The sequence below is a fragment of the Streptomyces cucumeris genome, assembly GCF_024295805.1.
GTDB classification, from domain to species: Bacteria; Actinomycetota; Actinomycetes; order Streptomycetales; family Streptomycetaceae; genus Streptomyces; species Streptomyces cucumeris.
In genome coordinates this window covers 130,094-149,014 of the sequence record NZ_JANCLX010000010.1, presented here as the reverse complement: position 1 = coordinate 149,014, position 18,921 = coordinate 130,094, and the positions used below count along the sequence as shown (strand labels likewise).

Here is an 18,921-nt window from a genome sequence, read left to right as displayed (position 1 = left end):
GGCGGCCGGTGATCACACGGTCGCGTACCGGCGGCTCTCGCACCGGGTGCGCCGCGCGGCCGACAGCGCCTCGGTGGTCAGCAGCGGAACCGGCACCACGATGCCGCATTCCCCGCAGACCGGTCCGGCCGAGGGGTAGCGGTCCAGGTCCTCGCGCCAGGCCAGCCGCTGCTGTCCGCAGACCGGGCAGGCCGAACCCGGCCCCGACTCCATCGCCGATATCAACCGGCCCAGGACGTCGGGCAGCGGACCCTCGGGATGGCTCGAGGGGCTCTCGCAGGGCATGATGTCGCATCCGCCCCAGGTGTGCAGATGCCAGTCGTCGATGGCGTTGGGCTGCCGGATGCCGATGTGTTTCTCCTGGCGGCGCCGGGCGGCGAAGTCCGCCTCGTACGCGAGCCAGAGGGTGCGGGCCTCCTCGAGTTCCTCGAGGGCCGTGATCAGACGCAGTGGTTCGGGTTCCCGGTCCTCCGGGATGATCCCCGTCCTGGTGCACAGATGGTGCCAGGTCGCCCGGTGCCCGTACGGCGCGAACCGCTCCAGGCATTTGCGCAGCGAAGTGCGCCGGGCGGTGACGTGTCTGTGTGGATTGCGCACCTCTCGTGCGAGTGCTCTGAAACCTGCCACTTCGTACCACCTCCGCAATCGCGGACCCGACTCGTTGTGGAATGGACGTAACGGAGCGCGATCCGGATCCATCGGATTCCCCGGAAGTTGCCGAATAGGCCGATCCGTGCCGTCAATGACCGTGAATGCACGGTGAAGTTGACGGCCACTCATCTTCCAGCCGACTTGTACCGCCGGTAACCTCCGTCGCATCGGCAACCTGGAGGAGCGAGTATGCGACCAAGGTCCGGCACGTTCACCAGAACCCTCATCGCCGCGGCCGCCGTCCTCGGCCTCGGCGCCGCGCTCGCGGCGCCGCTGCCCCAGCCGGCTCAGGCGGCCCCCGCCGCCCCCGCGGCGGCCACCGACTACTGCAAGGGTCAGTGCGCCGACATCCTCCCGCCCGGGGCCAACGGCAATGCGACCCTCGTGGAGATCCTCGGCAACAAGGTGTTCGGCACCCACCCCGCGCACAGCACCGACCAGCTCGGTCCGTACAACGACCTGGCCGGGGGCTATCCCACGCTCACCGACGACAAGCTGAGCGGCTTCTTCAACGACTCCTCGTTCGGCGTCCCCGCCGACCAGGTGGCGTCGGTGACCAAACCCCGGGGCGATGTCACCATCACCCGGGACAAGAAGACCGGGGTCCCTCATATCCAGGGCACCACCCGTGAGGGCACCGAGTTCGGTGCCGGGTACGCCGCCGCCCAGGACCGGCTGTGGCTGATGGACCTCTTCCGGCACGTCGGACGCGGCGAACTCACCTCGTTCGCCGGTGGCGCCGCCGCCAACCAGGGTCTGGAACAGGACTTCTTCCGCCAGGCGCCCTACAGGGAGGAGGACTACCAGGCCCAGATCGACTCGATCCTGGCCCACGGCGGTGAACGCGGCAGACAGGCCCTGGCCGATGCCCAGGCGTATATCGACGGCATCAACGCCTATGCCAAGAAGGCCAAGGACGGCCGCTACTTCCCCGGCGAGTACGTCCTCACCGGCCATATCGACGCGATCACCAACGCCGGTGAGATCCAGCCGTTCAAACTCACCGACCTGATCGCCCTCGCCTCGGTCGTCGGCGCCCTCTTCGGCAACGGCGGCGGCGGTGAGGTGCAGGGCGCGCTCTCGCTGCTCGCCGCCCAGCAGAAGTACGGCCTCGCCGAGGGCACCAAGGTGTGGGAGTCCTTCCGGCAGCGCAACGACCCCGAGGCGGTGCAGACCGTCCACGACGGCAAGAGCTTCCCGTACGGCGGGAAACCGGAGAACGCCAAGGGCACGGCCATGCCCGACCGCGGTTCGGTCACCGCCGAACAGCTCGTCCACGACCGCCAGGGCGGGGCCGCCACCAAGGACCGCACCACGGTGAAGGCCCCGACGCGCTCCCTGGAGAAGCTGCGCGGCATCTACGACGACGGCGTCCTGCCCCGCGATCTGTTCAGCCGCAAGAAGGGCATGTCCAACGCGCTCGTGGTCTCCGGCAAGTACACCGCCAGCGGCCACCCCGTGGCCGTCTTCGGCCCGCAGACCGGCTACTTCGCCCCGCAGCTCCTGATGCTCCAGGAGATCCAGGGCCCCGGGATCAGCGCGCGCGGCGCCTCCTTCGCGGGCGTCGGGATGTATGTCCAGCTCGGCCGCGGCCAGGACTACGCCTGGAGCGCCACCACCTCCGGCCAGGACATCACCGACACCTACGCGGTCGAACTGTGCTCCCCGGACGGCTCCACCCCCACCAAGGACGCCACCCACTACCGCTACCACGGTGACTGCGTGCCGATGGAGAAGCTGGAGCGGCGCAACGCCTGGAAGCCCACCGTGGCCGACTCCACCGCGGCGGGTTCCTATCGGCTCCAGGTCTACCGCACCAAGTACGGCCTGGTGAGCCATCGCGCGACGGTCGGCGGCAAACCCGTGGCCTTCACCTCGCTGCGCGCCACCTACCGCCACGAGGCCGACTCCATCATCGGCTTCCAGATGCTCAACGACCCCGGCCATGTGAAGGACGTGAAGTCCTTCCAGACCGCGACCCAGAACATCAACTACACCTTCAACTGGTTCTACGCCGACTCCCGGCAGACCGGGTACTACAACAGCGGACTCAATCCCTCGCGTGCCGCGGACATCGACTCCTCGCTGCCGGTGAAGGCCGAACCGGCCTACGAATGGCGGGACTTCGACCCGTCCGACAACACCGCCGCCTACACTCCGCCGTCCGAGCACCCCCAGTCCGTCGACCAGGACTACTACATCAGCTGGAACAACAAACTGGCCAAGGACTACGCCACGTCCGGGTTCGGCAACGGCTCGGTGCACCGCGGCAACCTCCTCGACGACCGGGTCCGCGCGCTGATCAAGAAGGGCGGGGTCACCCGCGCCGCGCTCACCCGGGCCATGGCCGAGGCCGGTGTCACCGATCTGCGCGGTGAGGACGTACTGCCGGAACTGCTGAAGGTGCTGCGCTCCCAGCCCATCGACGACCCGAAGGCGGCCACGGCGGTCCAGCAGTTGGAGTCCTGGCAGGGCGCGGGCGCGCAGCGCAAGGAGACCAGCCCCGGTTCGCACACCTACGGACATCCGGACGCCGTGCGGATCATGGACGCCTGGTGGCCGCTCCTGGTGGAGTCGGAGTTCAAACCCGGTCTGGGCGACGAGCTCTACGAGGCCCTGAAGGGCAACGTACCCATCGACGAGGCGCCGTCGGCGGGGCACGGTCCCACCGGTTCGCACGCCGGGTCCGCCTTCCAGAACGGCTGGTGGTCCTATGTCGACAAGGACCTGCGGAAGGTGCTCGGCGAGGACGTCAAGGGCCCGCTGGCCACGTCCTACTGCGGCGGCGGTGAACTCGGCGCCTGCCGCGACGCCCTGCTGACCACCCTCAAGCAGGCCGCCGCCAAGAGCGCCACCGATGTCTACCCCGGTGACGACAGCTGCAAGGCGGGCGACCAGTGGTGCGCCGACGCGATCATCCACCGGGCGGTCGGCGGTATCACCCACGACACCATCGGCTGGCAGAACCGCCCCACCTACCAGCAGGTCGTGGAGTTCCCCGCACACCGCTGAACCCACCACCGCTCCTTCCGGCCGAACCGCTGAAGCGCCCCCGGGCCCACCGCCCGGGGGCGCTCCCTCACCCCGGACGGGCTCAGCTCAGGGCGCGGCGATCCGCCCGGCCGTGAGCACCAGCCGCGCCAGCTCCTCATGGCAGATGTCGCTGTGCGCACCGGCGGGCGGCCCGCCGTGCCGGACGACGGACGACACATCCACGCTCACACAGCCGCCTTCGGGGAACGGCTCCTTCAGCGCCCCGGCCAGCTCCAGCCGGGCGCAGCCGTCCACGGCCCGGATCCCGCCGTGGCCCATCGCCCCCCAGCGGGCGTCATCGAGCCCCAGCAGCGAGGCGTCGTCCCGCGCCGCCCGTGAAGCCAGCGGATACAGCACCCCCAGCGCGGTGTCATGGCGCGAGTGACAGGACACCAGCGGTCCGCTCACCCGCCCCCGGTCGGCCCGCAGGACACCGCCCCGTGCGGTGGCGTGCGGCAGCCGGTCGGCGAACGCGTAGTGCGAGAAGGCCCCTTGGAGCAGGGTGAGCGACGCCACCGTGGTGCGGCCCGGCAGCCCGCCCAGCGCGTACGCCACCAGCCGGCCGCCGAAGCTGTGGCCCACCAGATGGATCCGGGTCCTGGGCCGCGCGGCCGCCACGGCGCCCAGCGCCGGGCCGAGACCGTGCCGCCCGACGACGCCCGCCCGCCGCTTCATCGCGTAGTACGTGGCCTGCCGCAGCAACTCCCGGGCGCCGTCCCACAGCCCGCCCGGCCCGCCGTCCCACAGCCCCGGGCCGCAGTCCCCGGCCCCGGCCAGCGCGGTGGCGAACAGCTCGCAGTACGCCACCCCGTCCTCGCCCAGCATCGCGGGGGGCTCGTCCCCCTCCACGTCCGGGGTGTACACCGCCGCGCCGGATCCCTCGGGCACCCGGGCCAGACCGCGCGCCAGCACGGTGAACTCATCCAGCGCCGAGGCCCCTCCGGGCCGCTCCTCCAGCAACCGCGCCAGCCGCGCCACCATCTGCCCCCGCCCGGGGAAGACCCCCTCCAGGGCCGCGCGCGTCCCCGCGTCGAGCCCGGCCCCCGGCTCACCGGCCGCCGGTGCCCACGGGAACGCGGGCACCGCCTCGTCGGTGAACCGCATCGACGGCCACATCACCCCGGCATAACCGAGCCGTATCCCGTCCCCCTCCCCGAGCAACCCGGGAAAGGGCGCGAAAAAACGGTCGCAGAGTCCGGTGGCCATCGCGCGGTCGTTGTTCCACCCGTGCGCGAACACCACCAGATCGGTGATGCCGAGCTGCGCCACCTCTTCGGCCAGCCGGTCACACCGACGGGTATCGACATCCCCGTCCGCGTCGAATCCCAGCTCCCAGTAAGGCCGTACGCTCATCCCCGTCATCGCTGTTCCTCTCGGCTGGTCCGATCCGTGTGCATCGTCCCAATCCGCCCCGTCCGGTGGCCATACGCCACCCCTACGATGCGCGTCGATCAATCCGCCAGTCGTTCGCCTTACCCGGAATACCGTCGGAGGAACCTGGAATCACCGGCTCCGTACGGAACCGAGTTGGTTGAATTCCGGGCCACAAATCTCCGGAATAGCGGCGCTGTTCTCCGGATCAGTTCGCCCGAACGGCCTGCACTATGCTGCGGAACGGTCATCGCGACGAAATGCACTCACCGGAAGGCCGGAATGCCCCTCAGTGATCGGTGGCGGTTTCCCGCGGCACTGCTGGACACCACCGTGGACCAGCTCCGCACACTGCTCGCGGTCCACGAGGCGGGTACCGCGCTGGGTGCCGCGCGGTTGCTGGGGAGGGAGCAGTCCAGTGTGCAGAAACAAATCGACACGCTGAACCGGAACTTCGGGACGCTGTGTGGGGAGCCGCTGGTGCTCAAGCGGGGGCGGAGTCAGAACGTGCTCTTCACCGCGACGGGGGAGAGTCTGGTCGAGCTCGCTCGCGGCACGCTCGAGGACTGGCGGAGGGAGGTCCGTGAGGCCCGCCGCCGGCTCGGCAGCCACCTCGTGGTCGGCTCCACCCGCTACACCCTCGGGTTCCTGCTGAACGCGGTGAAGTCGGTGACCGGCGACTTCGACCGCCGAGGCGTCGAGCTCAAGGTCGAACACGTCCGCACCCGCGATCTGCTGGAGCGGGTGGACTCCAAGGAGCTGGACCTGGTCTGCGGCAGTGTGCTGACCCGCGCGGGCCATGACGGGCGGCTCGACGGCTTCGAGGTGATGGAGTGGCGGCGCAGCGGTCTGGCGCTGGTCACCAATCTCGGCCCCCAGGAGCTGCCCGGCCCCTCGGTACGGGCGCGGCGGCTGCCGGAACTGCCGCTCGCGGTCTCGGCCGACGGGCTGATACCGGGCTTCCTGCGCGGCTGGTTCGGCGGCCGTTACCGCCAGGAGCTGCATATCGCAGCCGAGATCGACACCGTGCAGTACGGACTGGACCTGCTGGCCTCGGGGGTGCTGCGCGGCTGTGTGCTGGTCACCCAGGGCATCGGGGACGCGGTCGCCGACGGACGGCTCCAGACCGGTGCGGGGCTGCGGACGCTGGAGCTCGAGGACGATATCGGGCCGGAGCTGGAGGTGCTGGTGGGGGTGTTCGTGCGGGCCGGGGAACGGGCCGCCCAGGACGACACCCATCCGCTGAACGTCCTGTGGGGCGCGCTCGCCGGGGAGAACGCCCGGTGGCGCCGGGTGATGCGCCCGGACGCACCGGAGCGGCCCGTCCCGTAGCGGATCCGGGGCGGGCGGCCGACCGGCCGTCCGGGGGTGCCGGGGCCCGGCGGAGGGCGCGGCCGGACCTGGCGGAATCCGTTCCATGACATCGGTTTCCCGGCGGTGAGGCCCCTTCCGTTTCAACATACCGACTGGTTAGTCTGCCGATGCAGTCGAGCCTGCCGTGCCGATCCGAAGGAGCGACCGATCGTGGGTACCGTGCGTGGAGCGCGTGTTGTTGTCACCGGTGCGGGCGGAGGTATCGGCGCCGCCCTGGCCCGCCGTTTCGCCGCCGAGGGCGCCCGGGTCGTGGTGAACGACCTCGACGCCGCCAAGGCCGCGTCCGTGGCCGCGGAGATCGGCGCGGTCGCCGTCCCCGGCGACGCCTCCGCCGTCGTACCCGAGGCCCGTGAGGCGCTCGGCGGAGCCATCGATGTCTTCTGTGCCAACGCCGGGGTGGCCCACGGCGGCGGCCCGGAGGCCGATGAGCTGGTGTGGGAGCGGTCCTGGGACGTCAATGTGATGTCCCATGTCCGGGCGGCCCGTGCGCTGCTGCCCGAATGGCTGGAGCGGGGCAGCGGACGGTTCGTGGCCACGGTGTCCGCGGCCGGGCTGCTCACCATGGTCGGCTCGGCCCCGTACAGCGTCACCAAGCACGCCGCGCTCTCCTTCGCCGAATGGCTCTCGGCCACCTACCGCCACCGCGGTATCGCCGTCCACGCGGTCTGCCCGCAGGGGGTGCGCACCGACATGCTGGACGCCACCGGCGCCGCGGGCGACCTGGTGCTGGTGCCCACCGCGATCGAGCCGGAGCAGGTCGCCGAGGCCGTGCTCAAGGGCATCGAGGACGAACGGTTCCTGGTCCTTCCGCACCCCGAAGTGGCCCGCTATTACGCTGCTCGGGCCACCGAGACCGACAAGTGGCTCGACGGGATGAACCGGGTGCAGCGCACGCTCGAGGAACAGCGTGCGTCCGGCCAGGCCGCCGACTGACCCGTTTCCCGCAGCATTTCATCCCGTTCAGCCTGATCCGCCCTTTCCGTCCCCCGGAATCCTCCGCTCCGCTCCGTCCCTCCCGCTCCCGCACCAGGACCCGCACCCCACCCTCATCCACGACAGGGGCCGCTTCCCCATGACCACTTACCAGGACCAGCCCTGGCTGTCCCAGCTCACCCCGAAACAGCGCGAGTCGACAGCGTCCCGGCCGAGCGTGCTGCACGCCTTCCGGGACGCCGTGCGGACCGCCCCCGACCACCCCGCGCTCGCCTACTTCGACGGCCGGGTGAGCTACCGGGAGGCCGATGAGCTCTCCGACGGCATCGCGGGCCATCTCGCCGCACACGGGTTCCGCCCCGGCGACCGGCTCGCGATCATGCTCCAGAACACCCCGCAGTTCGTCCTGGCGCTGCTCGGCGCCTGGAAGGCGGGCGGCGCCGTGGTACCGGTCAACCCGATGTACAAGGGCGGTGAACTGCGGCATGTGCTGACCGACGCCGAGGTGACCGCACTGGTCTGCTCCCGTCACGCCTGGGAGGACTACGCCCGGGAGACCGCCGCCGCCTCCCCGGTGCGCATCGCGCTCACCGCCGACGCCCATGACCTCCAGTCGCGCGACGACGAGCGGGTGCTGCGCGAACCGCGGACGGCCGTCCCCGAGGACACCCGCGACCTGCTGGAGGTCGCGCGCGAGGGCGCCGCCCCGCCCGCCGTCCCCGCCCCGGGCCGCGATGACACCGCGCTGATCAGCTACACCTCGGGCACCAGCGGAACCCCCAAGGGCGCGGTCAACACCCACGGCAACATCGCCTACAACGCCGACCGGCAGCACATCCTGCACGAGCTGCCCCCGGGCTCGACGATCTTCGCCATGGCGCCGCTGTTCCACATCACCGGAATGGTCTGCCAGCTCTCCGCCTGTATCTCCGGTGCCGGAACCCTCGCGCTCGCCTACCGCTTCGAGACCGGTGTGGTCCTCGACGCCTTCATCGAGCACCGCCCCCGCTACACCGTCGGCCCGTCCACCGCCTTCATGGCGCTGATGGCCCATCCCCAGGCCGGCCGTGACCACTTCTCGTCGTTCCGGATCATTTCCTCCGGCGGCGCGCCGCTGCCGCCCGCGCTGGTCGAGCGGTTCCAGTCCACCCTGGGCCCGTATCTGCACAACGGCTACGGACTCACCGAGTGCACCGCCCCGTGCGCCAGCGTCCCGCCCGGCACCCGGGCCCCGGTCGACCCGGTCTCCGGCACCCTCGCGGTCGGCGTGCCCGGCGCGGAGACCATCGTCCGTATCGTGGATGACGAGGGCAGGGACCTGCCCTTCGGCGAACCCGGCGAGATCGTCGTGCGCGGCCCCATGGTGGTGCCCGGCTACTGGCGCCGCCCCGAGGCGACCGCGGCCGCCCTCCCCGACGGCGAACTGCGCACCGGCGACATCGGCTTCATGAACGCCGACGGCTGGCTCTTCGTCGTCGACCGCAAGAAGGACATGATCAACGCATCCGGCTTCAAGGTGTGGCCGCGCGAGGTCGAGGACGTGCTCTACACCCACCCGGCCGTGCGAGAGGCGGCTGTCGTGGGCAAGCCCGACGCGTACCGGGGGGAGACCGTCAAGGCGTATGTGAGCCTGCGTCCGGGGGCCGACGCCACGCCGCGGGAGCTGTCCGCCTACTGTGCGGAACGGCTCGCGGCATACAAGTACCCCCGTGAGGTGGACATCCTGCCCGAGCTGCCGAAGACGACGAGTGGCAAGATCCTCCGACGGGAACTGCGAGGATGAGAGAGATCGGGGTGGCGACCATGGCGAGAGCGACGGACGGCGAGGGACAGCCGGTGCCACAGAGGCTGCTGGCCGCTGCCACCCGGCTCTTCGCGGAGCGCGGCTTCGACCGTACGTCCGTCCAGGAGATCGTCGAGGCGGCGGGTGTCACCAAGGGCGCCCTCTACCACTACTTCGGCTCCAAGGACGATCTGCTCCATGAGATCTACGGCCGGGTGCTGCGGCTCCAGCAGGAGCGGCTGGACGCCTTCGCCGACGCCGACGCGCCGGTGGAGCGGCGGCTGCGGGACGCGGCGGCGGACGTGGTGGTCACCACCATCGAGAACCTGGACGACGCCACCATCTTCTTCCGGTCGATGCACCACCTCAGCCCGGAGAAGCACAAGCAGGTGCGCGCCGAGCGCCGCCGCTACCACGAGCGGTTCCGCGCGCTGATCGAGGAGGGCCAGCGGTCCGGGGTGTTCAGCTCACAGACTCCGGCCGATCTGGTGGTGGACTACCACTTCGGCTCGGTCCACCACCTGGGCACCTGGTACCGCCCCGGCGGACCGCTCAGCCCCCAGCAGGTCGCCGACCATCTGGCGGATCTGCTGCTGCGCGCCCTGCGGCCGTAGGAAACCCGGTGACGGGAAGGGGCGGGGTCGGGCACGACCCCGCCCCTTCCCGGTCTACGCGTACTTCTTCAGCTCACGCCGGGCCAGCGACCGCTGGTGCACCTCGTCCGGCCCGTCGGCCAGCCGCAGCGTGCGCGCCGCCGCCCACAGCTCGGCCAGCGGGAAGTCCTGGCTGACCCCGCCCGCGCCGTGGAGCTGCACCGCGCGGTCCAGGATGTCCACCACCGTCCGGGGGGTGGCGATCTTGATGGCCTGGATCTCGGTGTGCGCCTCGCGGTTGCCGACGGTGTCCATCAGCCACGCGGTCTTCAGCACCAGCAGCCGTAGCTGCTCCACCGCCACCCGCGCGTCCGCGATCCACTCGTGGACCTGGCCCTGCCGGGCCAGCGGCGTCCCGAACGCGGTACGGCCCAGCGCCCGGCGGCACATCAGCTCGATACCGCGCTCGGCCATCCCGATCAGCCGCATGCAGTGGTGGATACGGCCGGGGCCGAGCCGGGCCTGGGCGATGGCGAAACCGCCGCCCTCCTCACCGATGAGGTTCGCCGCCGGGACCCGTACGCGGTCGAAGACCACCTCGGCGTGGCCGCCGTGGTAGTGGTCCTCGTAGCCGTAGACCCGCATCGCCCGGCGGATCTCCACGCCCGGGGTGTCCCGGGGCACCAGCACCATCGACTGCTGGCGGCGCACATCGGCGCCGTCCGGATCGGTCTTGCCCATCACGATGAAGATCGCGCAGTCCGGGTTCATCGCCCCGGAGATGTACCACTTGCGGCCGCTGATGACGTAGTCGTCGCCGTCGCGCTCGATCCGGGTCTCGATGTTCGTCGCGTCGGACGAGGCGACCTCCGGCTCGGTCATCGCGAAGGCCGACCGGATCTCGCCCGCGAGCAGCGGCTCCAGCCACTGCTTGCGCTGGGCCTCACTGCCGAACTGGGTCAGCACCTCCATATTGCCGGTGTCCGGGGCGGCGCAGTTCAGGGCTGTGGGCGCCAGTTGGGGGCTGTGGCCGGTGATCTCGGCGAGCGGGGCGTACTGGAGGTTGGTCAGCCCCGCGCCGTACTCCTCGTCGGGCAGGAAGAGGTTCCACAGCCCCTGCGCTCGGGCCTCGGCCTTCAGCTCCTCGACCACGGGCGGGGTGTCCCACGGGGACGCGAGCGCGGCGCGCTGCTCCTCGGCGACCGCCTCGGCCGGGTGGACATGCTCGGCCATGAAGGCGAGCAGCCGGGTCCGCAGCTCTTCGGTACGGGCGTCGAATGCGAAGTCCATGACGTCTCAGCTCTCCTGGAGGGTGGTCAGGCCGTGGTCGATGAAGCCCGGGACGATGTCGCCGATGCGGTCGAAGCCCGCGCCGACGGTCTGTCCGAGGGTGAAGCGGTAGTGGATGCCCTCGAGGATCACCGCGAGCTTGAAGTAGGCGAAGGCGGTGTACCAGGCGACGCCGCTGACGTCCCGGCCCGAGCCCTCGGCGTACCGCTGGACCAGTTCGTCGGTGCCGGGGTGGCCCGGGGCGCCCGAGGTGCTGGAGATCGGGGAGTCGGGGAGGGTCGGGTGATTGCTGTACATCACGATCAGACCGAGATCGGTCAGCGGATCGCCGAGGGTGGACATCTCCCAGTCGAGGATCGCCTTGATCCGGTCGTCGCCGCCGACCAGGACGTTGTCCAGCCGGTAGTCGCCGTGCACCACGGTGGGCGCGGGGGAGGCGGGCAGCGCCTTGCCCAGCCGGGTGTGCAGCTCATCGATCCCGGGCAGGTCGCGGTTGCGCGAGGCGGTGAGCTGCTTGCCCCACCGGCGCAGCTGCCGCTCAAGGAAGCCCTCCGGCCGTCCGAAGTCCCCGAGCCCCACCGCGGCCGGGTCCACCGAGTGCAGTGCCACCAGGGTGTCCACCAGCGACAGCACCACGCCCCGGGTGCGCTCCGGGCCGAGCGCGGTGAGCTGGTCCGCGGTGCGGTACGGGGTGCCCTCGACGAACTCCATGACGTAGAAGGGCGATCCGATGACCGAGTCGTCCTCGCACAGCAGCACCGGCTCCGGAACCGGCACACTGGTCGGATGCAGTGCGCTGATCACCCGGTGCTCACGCGCCATGTCGTGCGCGGTGGCCAGCACATGGCCCAGCGGCGGGCGGCGGACCACCCAGCGGGAGACGCCGTCGGTGACGGTGTAGGTGAGATTCGACCGGCCTCCTTCGATCAGCCCGGCGCTCAGCGGCCCGCGCACCAGCCCCGCCCGCTCCCGGTCGAGATGGGCGCGCAGCCGCTCGAGGTCGAGCCCTGGGGGGTTGCCTGCGTTCATCGAATCTCTTCCTCCGGGGGAGAAGGGGCGAACGGTTCCGACTCATGATGCCGACCAGTCGGTATGTAGTCCAGTGCGGGGGGGGCGGTGACGGAGCCCATGCGGGGTGCCGCGCGCCCGGTACGGGGCCCTGTGCCGGTACCCGTACCGGCGCCGGTTTGCGCGCGGGCGGCGGGCGGCGGAGCGTCGAAGGGAGACCACCGCGACGCGGCCGTGCCGTACGGCCCCGTCCGCGCGACCGCGCACCGGCGGCCGCGGGGCACCTCAGGGAACCGCAAGGAGCGCCACCATGAAGGCCATCAGCTACCGCCGCTACGGCGGCCCCGAGGTCCTCGACTACGGCGAGGTCCCGGACCCCAAGGTCGGCCCCGACTCCGTACTGGTCCGGGTCCGGGCCGCCGCCGTGAACCCCGTCGACTGGAAGGCCCAGGCCGGATATCTGGACCCGGTCCTGGACGCCGTCTTCCCCGTCATCCCCGGCTGGGACGTCGCCGGGGTGGTGGAGCGGCCGGGCCCCGCGGTGACCGGGTTCCGGCCCGGTGACGAGGTGATCGGGTACGTCCGGGAGGACTTCCTCTCCCGGGGCACCTTCGCCGAGTACGTGGCCGCGCCCCTGCGCACCCTCGCCCGCAAACCGCGCAACCTCTCCTTCGCCCAGGCCGCGGGCATCCCGCTGGCCGGACTGACGGCGTACCAGGCGCTGACCGGGGCGCTGCGGGTCACCGAGGGCGACACCGTGCTGGTGCACGCGGCGGCGGGCGGCGTCGGCTCGATGGCAGTCCAGCTGGCGCGGCACATGGGCGCGCGGGTCATCGGCACCGCGAGCGAACGCAACCACGACTATCTGCGCACGCTGGGCGCGGAGCCCGTCGCCTACGGGGACGGGCTCGCGGACCGGCTGCGCGAGCTGGCACCCCGCGGCGTGGACGCGGCGCTGGACCTGGTCGGCGGCCAGGCACTCACCGCCTCCGCGGAGCTCCTCGCCCGCGGCGGACGGCTCGCCTCCATCGCCGATCCGGAGGTGCTGAGCCTCGGCGGCCACTACGTCTTCGTCCGCCCCGACCCCAGCGACCTCCAGGACCTCACCGATCTGGCTGAGCGCGGCGCCCTGGGCGTGGAACTGGCCGCGGTCCTCCCGCTCCCGCGAACCGCCGAGGCCCAGCGCCTCAGCGCGGAGGGCCACACCCGGGGCAAGATCGCCGTCACGGTCGACTGAGCGCTCCACGGGAAGTGTGGCTGTACGACGGCCGGGTGTCCGGGGTGGTCAGCGGAGGGTCGCCGCGCCGAAGAGGGTCATGGCCAGGACGCAGGCCACGGCGACCACGGCCGCCCGCGGGGACAGTGCGGGCGGACGTGGCGCGTCCATGGTCCGGATGCGGCGGTGTGCCGCGCCCAGGAAGGCCAGCCAGGCCAGGACGACCAGGGCCAGGCCGAGCAGGGGGAGCGGGCCGGTGCCGGAGGACAGCGTCTGGCGCCCGGCGAGCGAGGCGGCCACCGCACACGTCAGTGTCGTCCGCCGCCAGGCCAGCCGGGTGCGCTCCGGCTGGAGACCCGGGTCCCGGGTTCCGCTCCTGTGCCGCGCGTTCCCCTCCGGCACCCGCTCACACACCCCAGCCGAAGGCGACCACCAGCACCATGCCCAGCGCGACCACCCCGACGGCCAGCCCCAGCACCACCGGAAAGCGCGAGCTGGGCAGATCCTCACCGCGGCGCATGGCGCGTTCACAGCGGATCCAGTGGTTGATCGCCCGCAGCGCGCACAGCGCGCCGCCCGCGAGCAGGACCAGGGCGAGTGCGATCCGCAGCGGGCGGGTGGTGTCGGTCAGGAACTGGTCCACCGCGAAACCCCCGCCCACCAGCGCCATCGCGGTCCGCAGCCAGGCCAGGAAGGTGCGTTCGTTGGCGAGCGAGAAGCGGTAGTCGGGGGTCCGGCCCTCCGCGCGCAGGCGGTCCGGCGCGAACCAGAGGCGGACCTCCGACAGCGCGCCGCGCGACGGACGGGGGCCGCTCACGGGGCGAGCCCCTCCCGGCGCCACTCCAGCAGCCGCCGGTACGCCTCCTGGCCGTCCGGTACCCACTCCCACTCCGGCAGCCGCCGGGTCAGCTCCTCCTCGGTGAGGAAGGCGTGCCAGGCGATCTCCTCGGCCTGCGGTGCGACGGGCTGTTCGCAGCGCACCTGGTAGACCCGGCTCCACCAGGTGTGCTCGGGCGTCTCGTAGAGGAAGGAGAACAGCGGCTCGGGCATCGGCAGCGCGGTGACGCCCAGTTCCTCCTGCGCCTCGCGCAGCGCCGCGTCGTCGTAGCTCTCACCCGCGCCGACCACCCCGCCGACGAACATGTCGTAGTGCGACGGGAAGACGATCTTCTGCGGGGTGCGGCGGTGGACGAAGATCCGGCCCCGGGGGTCCCGCGCCAGGATGAAGACGCAGCGGTGACGCAGCCGGTTGGCCATGGCGTCGGCGCGCCGGGCCCGGCCCACCACCCGGTCCCGCTCGTCCACGATGTCCAGCAGCTCGTCCGCGGACAGCGGCTCGTCCGAGGACGGGGACGCGGCGGTGGATGGGGGCTCGGCGGCCGGTGGCGGCCCGTCGCCGGGAAGCGGCTCCTGATCAGGCATGCCGCCATACAAGCAGATCGCGGGCGGTCAGCGCCGGTGGCCGCCGCCCCAGTGGCCGGATCCGCCCCGGCCGTTGCCGGGCGCGCGGTCCTGGCCCTGTTCCTGCCCCTGACCGGTCGCGGCGCCGGGGGCGTCCCCGTGGCGGGGTGTGCCGCGGCCGTCGCCCGCGGACGGTCCGCCCGAGCCGTCGCCGTGCCGTTCGGTGTGGCCGCGGGCCCAGCGGCGTAGCTGGTCGGCCTTGGCCTCCCAGTCACCGGAGACCCCGCCGGGCCGTGCGGACGGCCGGTCCTGCCGGGATGCGGCGGAGTGCCCCTGCCGGGCGTCCGGGGTGCCGGAGGCGGGCGCTACCCGGTCCGCGGCGGCCGGAGCGGCCGGTGCGGACCGCTCGGCGCGCGAACCGCGCAGCGGCGAGTCGCCGACCGCCGAGTCACCGAACGCGGCGGTGTGCGCGTCGGGCCGGTCGGGCGCGGAGGAGGAGGTGTCGGGCGCGGCGGTGGGCTGGCGCGCGTCCTTGCCCATGAGCAGGAAGAGTGCGGTGGCGGCGCCGGTCGCGGACAGCAGCACGGCCCCGGCCGCGGCCTTGCGCCGGTGGTCCGCCGGCCGGCGGCGGGCGTGCCGGGGGCCCACCACCTCACCCCGGAGCACCTGCGGCACGTCATCGGCGCCGGGCCCGGCGGCTTCGACGGGCTGCGGGCCGGGTGTGACCAGGGTCGGGTTCACCACACGACGTTCCGCCTGGTGCGGCGGCCCGGAATGCTCAAGGGGGCGGTCAGCCATGGGCGTTGATGATGCACCGTTGGCCGAATGCTGTCCAATCTCGGTGAACGATTGTCACCTTTTGTTGTACAAGGCGATGCCGTCCGGGAGTTGGCAGTCCGGAAAGCGCTCCCACGGCGGGTTGACGGCATACCGGCCGGTAGGGAGGATCGCAGCGACGACACCGTCGGCGGGCCGACCAGAACGGAACACCACCATGGCGTACGACGCGGATGTGATCGTGGTCGGTGCGGGGCTCGCGGGTCTCGCGGCCACCGCGGAACTGGCCGACGCGGGCCGCAAGGTGATCCTGCTCGACCAGGAGCCCGCGCAGTCCCTCGGCGGCCAGGCCCACTGGTCCTTCGGCGGCCTCTTCCTCGTGGACTCGCCCGAGCAGCGGCGGCTGCGCATCCGCGACAGCCGGGAGCTGGCCTGGCAGGACTGGCTGGGCACGGCCGGGTTCGACCGCGAGGAGGACCACTGGCCGCGCCGCTGGGCCGAGGCGTACGTGGACTTCGCGGCCGGGGAGAAGCGGTCCTGGCTGCACGCCCAGGGGCTGCGGCTGTTCCCGCTCGTCGGCTGGGCCGAGCGCGGCGGCTACGACGCCACCGGACACGGCAACTCCGTCCCCCGCTTCCACATCACCTGGGGCACCGGCCCCGGTGTGGTCGCCCCCTTCGAGCGGCGGGTACGGGCCGCGGCCGACCGTGGACTGGTCGATCTGCGCTTCCGGCACCGGGTCACCGGCCTCGTGCGCAGCGCGGGCGCCGTCGACACCGTCACCGGCGACATCCTGGAGCCCAGCGGCACCGAGCGCGGCACCGCCAGCAGCCGTGAGGTCACCGGCGCCTTCGAACTGCGGGCCCAGGCGGTGATCGTCACCTCCGGCGGGATCGGCGGCAACCACGACCTGGTGCGGGAGAACTGGCCCGAGCGGCTGGGCAGTCCGCCCGAGCGGATGATCTCCGGCGTCCCCGCGCACGTGGACGGCAAGATGCTCGGTATCACCGCGTCGGCGGGCGGCCGCATCATCAACCCCGACCGGATGTGGCACTACACCGAGGGCATCGAGAACTGGAACCCGATCTGGCCCCGGCACGGCATCAGGATCCTCTCCGGCCCCTCCCCGCTGTGGCTGGACGCCCGCGGCAAACGGCTCCCGGTGCCGCTCTTCCCCGGGTTCGACACCCTCGGCACCCTCGAACACATCATGCGCACCGGCCATGACCACACCTGGTTCGTGCTCACCCAGAAGATCATCGAGAAGGAGTTCACCCTCTCCGGCTCCGAGCAGAACCCGGATCTGACGGGCAAGAGCGTCCGCGGGGTGTTCGGCCGAGCCGGGGGCGGGGCCCCGGGCCCGGTCCAGGCGTTCATGGACCATGGCGCCGACTTCGTGGTCGAACGCTCGCTGACCGCGCTGGTGCGGCGGATGAACGAGCTGACGAAGGAACCGCTGATCGACGAGGCGGAGCTGCGCCGCGAGATCACCGCCCGGGACCGGGAGATCGCCAATCCCTACACCAAGGACGCCCAGGTCACCGCGGTCCGCGGAGCCCGCCGCTATCTCGTCGACCGGGTCATCCGCACCGCCGCGCCACACCGGATGCTCGACCCCAAGGCGGGCCCGCTGATCGCCGTACGGCTGAACATCCTGACCCGTAAGACGCTCGGCGGTCTGGAGACGGATCTGTCCTCGCGGGTGCTGACCGAGGGCGGCGACCCGCTGCCCGGGGTCTACGCGGCGGGCGAGGTGGCGGGCTTCGGCGGCGGTGGCGTGCACGGCTACCGCGCGCTGGAGGGCACCTTCCTCGGCGGCTGTCTGTTCTCCGGACGCACCGCGGGCCGGGCGGCGGCCGAGGCGGTGGGATGACGCCCGCGCGGCGTACCGGAGCCCACGGGACCCCGCGGACGTTCCGGATCTGACGGAAGTCTGACGAATCCGCGCAGGAGATGGCGCGGGACCCGGTCCGGTGCTCTCATCGGGACATGGACCACCACAGCGGCGATGCCGACCCCGTCGAAGCCGACGCCGACGAGGACGCCGTGACCGACGCCGACCGCACCGGCGCCCCCGTCGGCCGCCGTCTCGTCCTCGGCATGCTCGGCCTCGGCGCGGGCGCGATGGCCGCCGCGCCCTGGCTCCAGGCACGGCTGGAGAGCGGCCTCGCCGCGGTGGCGGAGAAGGACCCCACCGGGGTCACCGGCTACCTCCCCAACGGCGGTGGGTTCCGCTACTACTCCGTCACCTCCTCCGTACCGCACAAGGACGCCGGGAACTACCGGCTCACCGTCGACGGTCTGGTCGACCGGCCCACCAGCTACCGGCTGGACGAACTGCGCGCGCTGCCGCAAGCCCGGCTGGTCCGCGACGTCCAGTGCGTCACCGGCTGGCGGGTGCGGCGGACCCCGTTCGAGGGAGTGCGCCTCGCGGACCTGCTGGAGGCGGCCGGGGTCCGCGGCGAGGCCACCGCGGTCCGCTTCACCTGTTTCGACGGCGCCTACAGCGAGAGCCTGACGCTCGGCCAGGCCCGCCGCGCGGACGTCCTGGTGGCCCTGCGGATGCGCGACAAACCGCTCGCGCACGCCCATGGCGGCCCGGTGCGGCTGTACGTGGCGCCCATGTACTTCTACAAGTCCGCGAAGTGGCTCTCCGGGATCACCCTCACCGACGGGGTGCGGCCCGGGTACTGGGAGGACCGGGGCTATGACGTCGACGCCTGGGTCGGCCGGTCGAACGGACGCGACGATGACCCCACCGCCTGACACCGCGCCGCGGACCGCGGCCGGGACCGCAGCCCGGCCGCGGCTGCTCCGCTTCACCCCGGCCGAGCGCTGGGTCCACCGGGTCACCGCCGTCCTGATGGGGCTGTGCGTGGTCAGCGCGGCCTGTCTGTACGTGCCCGAACTGGCCGAACTGGTGGGCCGCCGGGCGCTGGTCGTCACCGTCCACACCTGGTCCGGGATCCTCACCCCGGCCCCGGTGCTGCTGGGCCTGGCCTCCCGGGCCTTCCGGGCCGACCTCGGCCGGCTCAACCGGTTCGGACCGCATGACCGCCGCTGGCTGCGGGCCGCGCTGCGGCGCGACCACCGGCCGGAGTCGCGTCCGGCGGGCAAGTTCAACGCCGGGCAGAAGCTGTGGGCGGCGTATCTGGCCGGGGCGGTGCTGGTGATGACGGGCACCGGGGTGCTGATGTGGTTCACCGGTCTGGCCCCGCTGGTCTGGCGTACCAGTGCCACCTTCGTCCATGACTGGCTGGCGCTCTTCCTGGGCCTCGTCCTGCTCGGGCACATCGGGAAGGCGCTCGCCGACCCCGAGGCCCGGCGCGGGATGCGCACCGGGCGGGTGGACCCGCGGTGGGCGGCCCGGGAGCATCCGCTGTGGCGTCCTGAGGGCCCCCGGAGCCCCCAGGGGGCCGAGGACACCGGACACTCCGGGCCCGCCGGAGAACCGCGGCCATGAGAAACGCCCGGCTCCGCTGGGGGAGCCG

The 18,921-nt window shown here is 72.2% G+C and carries 17 protein-coding genes; 9 read left to right on the top strand and 8 right to left on the bottom strand.

Annotated features, from left to right (window positions below; genetic code table 11):
• Nucleotides 1–12 precede the first annotated feature (12 nt).
• Entirely contained in the window at nucleotides 13–627 is a 615-nt protein-coding gene (locus NMK44_RS17555) for a hypothetical protein (protein WP_254744063.1), read from the bottom strand.
• Between the two features lie 213 nt (nucleotides 628–840).
• On the opposite strand from NMK44_RS17555, the gene NMK44_RS17550 reads away from it, so the two are divergent.
• Nucleotides 841–3,663: a penicillin acylase family protein gene (locus tag NMK44_RS17550; protein WP_254744062.1), complete on the top strand. Its 2,823-nt coding sequence runs from the start codon at nucleotides 841–843 to the stop codon at nucleotides 3,661–3,663.
• Between the two features lie 87 nt (nucleotides 3,664–3,750).
• On the opposite strand, the gene NMK44_RS17545 is transcribed toward NMK44_RS17550, so the two are convergent.
• Complete coding sequence (locus NMK44_RS17545; RefSeq protein ID WP_254744061.1) at nucleotides 3,751–5,046, bottom strand: serine-threonine protein kinase; 1,296 nt, start codon at nucleotides 5,044–5,046, stop codon at nucleotides 3,751–3,753.
• A 291-nt stretch (nucleotides 5,047–5,337) separates the two neighbouring features.
• Between NMK44_RS17545 and NMK44_RS17540 the strand changes: the two genes are divergently transcribed.
• From NMK44_RS17540 to NMK44_RS17525, 4 genes are all read left to right on the top strand, one after another.
• A complete protein-coding gene (locus NMK44_RS17540; protein ID WP_254744060.1) occupies nucleotides 5,338–6,387 on the top strand; it encodes a LysR family transcriptional regulator in 1,050 nt (349 codons plus the stop codon).
• Between the two features lie 192 nt (nucleotides 6,388–6,579).
• Entirely contained in the window at nucleotides 6,580–7,362 is a 783-nt protein-coding gene (locus NMK44_RS17535) for an SDR family oxidoreductase (protein WP_254744059.1), read from the top strand.
• 139 nt (nucleotides 7,363–7,501) lie between these two features.
• Entirely contained in the window at nucleotides 7,502–9,145 is a 1,644-nt protein-coding gene (locus NMK44_RS17530; protein ID WP_254744057.1) for a class I adenylate-forming enzyme family protein, read from the top strand.
• A gap of 20 nt (nucleotides 9,146–9,165) precedes the next feature.
• Nucleotides 9,166–9,759 carry a TetR/AcrR family transcriptional regulator gene (locus NMK44_RS17525; protein WP_254744055.1) on the top strand — a complete coding sequence of 198 codons (594 nt, stop codon included), beginning with the start codon at nucleotides 9,166–9,168 and terminating at the stop codon, nucleotides 9,757–9,759.
• A 54-nt stretch (nucleotides 9,760–9,813) separates the two neighbouring features.
• Here NMK44_RS17525 and NMK44_RS17520 read toward each other — a convergent pair whose 3' ends face one another.
• Together NMK44_RS17520 and NMK44_RS17515 are read right to left on the bottom strand one after the other, a co-directional pair.
• Nucleotides 9,814–11,028, bottom strand: coding sequence for an acyl-CoA dehydrogenase family protein (locus NMK44_RS17520; RefSeq protein WP_254744053.1), 1,215 nt, complete (start codon nucleotides 11,026–11,028; stop codon nucleotides 9,814–9,816).
• 6 nt (nucleotides 11,029–11,034) lie between these two features.
• Nucleotides 11,035–12,057 carry a phosphotransferase family protein gene (locus NMK44_RS17515; RefSeq protein ID WP_254744051.1) on the bottom strand — a complete coding sequence of 341 codons (1,023 nt, stop codon included), beginning with the start codon at nucleotides 12,055–12,057 and terminating at the stop codon, nucleotides 11,035–11,037.
• A 289-nt stretch (nucleotides 12,058–12,346) separates the two neighbouring features.
• On the opposite strand from NMK44_RS17515, the gene NMK44_RS17510 reads away from it, so the two are divergent.
• A complete protein-coding gene (locus tag NMK44_RS17510) occupies nucleotides 12,347–13,273 on the top strand; it encodes an NADP-dependent oxidoreductase (RefSeq protein ID WP_254744049.1) in 927 nt (308 codons plus the stop codon).
• Nucleotides 13,274–13,321: 48 nt separating this feature from the next.
• Here NMK44_RS17510 and NMK44_RS17505 read toward each other — a convergent pair whose 3' ends face one another.
• From NMK44_RS17505 to NMK44_RS17490, 4 genes are read right to left on the bottom strand one after another with little or no spacing between them, the layout of a single operon-like run.
• Nucleotides 13,322–13,654, bottom strand: coding sequence for a DUF202 domain-containing protein (locus tag NMK44_RS17505; protein ID WP_254744047.1), 333 nt, complete (start codon nucleotides 13,652–13,654; stop codon nucleotides 13,322–13,324).
• 4 nt (nucleotides 13,655–13,658) lie between these two features.
• Complete coding sequence (locus NMK44_RS17500; RefSeq protein ID WP_254744045.1) at nucleotides 13,659–14,069, bottom strand: YidH family protein; 411 nt, start codon at nucleotides 14,067–14,069, stop codon at nucleotides 13,659–13,661.
• The gene (locus NMK44_RS17495) at nucleotides 14,066–14,674 is read right to left on the bottom strand and encodes an NUDIX hydrolase (RefSeq protein ID WP_254744042.1); all 609 of its coding nucleotides are present in this window, start codon (nucleotides 14,672–14,674) and stop codon (nucleotides 14,066–14,068) included. The genes NMK44_RS17500 and NMK44_RS17495 overlap by 4 nt, the downstream gene beginning before the upstream one ends.
• Before the next feature lie 27 nt (nucleotides 14,675–14,701).
• Nucleotides 14,702–15,397, bottom strand: coding sequence for a hypothetical protein (locus NMK44_RS17490; protein WP_254744040.1), 696 nt, complete (start codon nucleotides 15,395–15,397; stop codon nucleotides 14,702–14,704).
• Between the two features lie 250 nt (nucleotides 15,398–15,647).
• Here NMK44_RS17490 and NMK44_RS17485 point away from each other — a divergent pair, with 250 nt between their 5' ends.
• From NMK44_RS17485 to NMK44_RS17475, 3 genes are all read left to right on the top strand, one after another.
• A complete protein-coding gene (locus NMK44_RS17485; RefSeq protein WP_254744038.1) occupies nucleotides 15,648–17,303 on the top strand; it encodes an FAD-binding dehydrogenase in 1,656 nt (551 codons plus the stop codon).
• A gap of 116 nt (nucleotides 17,304–17,419) precedes the next feature.
• Nucleotides 17,420–18,196: a molybdopterin-dependent oxidoreductase gene (locus NMK44_RS17480; protein WP_254744036.1), complete on the top strand. Its 777-nt coding sequence runs from the start codon at nucleotides 17,420–17,422 to the stop codon at nucleotides 18,194–18,196.
• The gene (locus tag NMK44_RS17475; protein ID WP_254744034.1) at nucleotides 18,180–18,893 is read left to right on the top strand and encodes a cytochrome b/b6 domain-containing protein; all 714 of its coding nucleotides are present in this window, start codon (nucleotides 18,180–18,182) and stop codon (nucleotides 18,891–18,893) included. The genes NMK44_RS17480 and NMK44_RS17475 overlap by 17 nt, the downstream gene beginning before the upstream one ends.
• Nucleotides 18,894–18,921 lie beyond the last annotated feature (28 nt).

Excerpts from the sequence above, each read along its gene's own strand:
- NMK44_RS17550 (WP_254744062.1), top strand. The coding sequence starts at position 841 with ATGCGACCAAGGTCCGGCACGTTCACCAGAACCCTCATCGCCGCGGCC.
- NMK44_RS17545 (WP_254744061.1), bottom strand. The coding sequence starts at position 5,046 with ATGACGGGGATGAGCGTACGGCCTTACTGGGAGCTGGGATTCGACGCG.
- NMK44_RS17540 (WP_254744060.1), top strand. The coding sequence starts at position 5,338 with ATGCCCCTCAGTGATCGGTGGCGGTTTCCCGCGGCACTGCTGGACACC.
- NMK44_RS17530 (WP_254744057.1), top strand. The coding sequence starts at position 7,502 with ATGACCACTTACCAGGACCAGCCCTGGCTGTCCCAGCTCACCCCGAAA.
- NMK44_RS17525 (WP_254744055.1), top strand. The coding sequence starts at position 9,166 with ATGGCGAGAGCGACGGACGGCGAGGGACAGCCGGTGCCACAGAGGCTG.
- NMK44_RS17520 (WP_254744053.1), bottom strand. The coding sequence starts at position 11,028 with ATGGACTTCGCATTCGACGCCCGTACCGAAGAGCTGCGGACCCGGCTG.
- NMK44_RS17515 (WP_254744051.1), bottom strand. The coding sequence starts at position 12,057 with ATGAACGCAGGCAACCCCCCAGGGCTCGACCTCGAGCGGCTGCGCGCC.
- NMK44_RS17510 (WP_254744049.1), top strand. The coding sequence starts at position 12,347 with ATGAAGGCCATCAGCTACCGCCGCTACGGCGGCCCCGAGGTCCTCGAC.
- NMK44_RS17495 (WP_254744042.1), bottom strand. The coding sequence starts at position 14,674 with ATGCCTGATCAGGAGCCGCTTCCCGGCGACGGGCCGCCACCGGCCGCC.
- NMK44_RS17485 (WP_254744038.1), top strand. The coding sequence starts at position 15,648 with ATGGCGTACGACGCGGATGTGATCGTGGTCGGTGCGGGGCTCGCGGGT.
- NMK44_RS17480 (WP_254744036.1), top strand. The coding sequence starts at position 17,420 with ATGGACCACCACAGCGGCGATGCCGACCCCGTCGAAGCCGACGCCGAC.
- NMK44_RS17475 (WP_254744034.1), top strand. The coding sequence starts at position 18,180 with ATGACCCCACCGCCTGACACCGCGCCGCGGACCGCGGCCGGGACCGCA.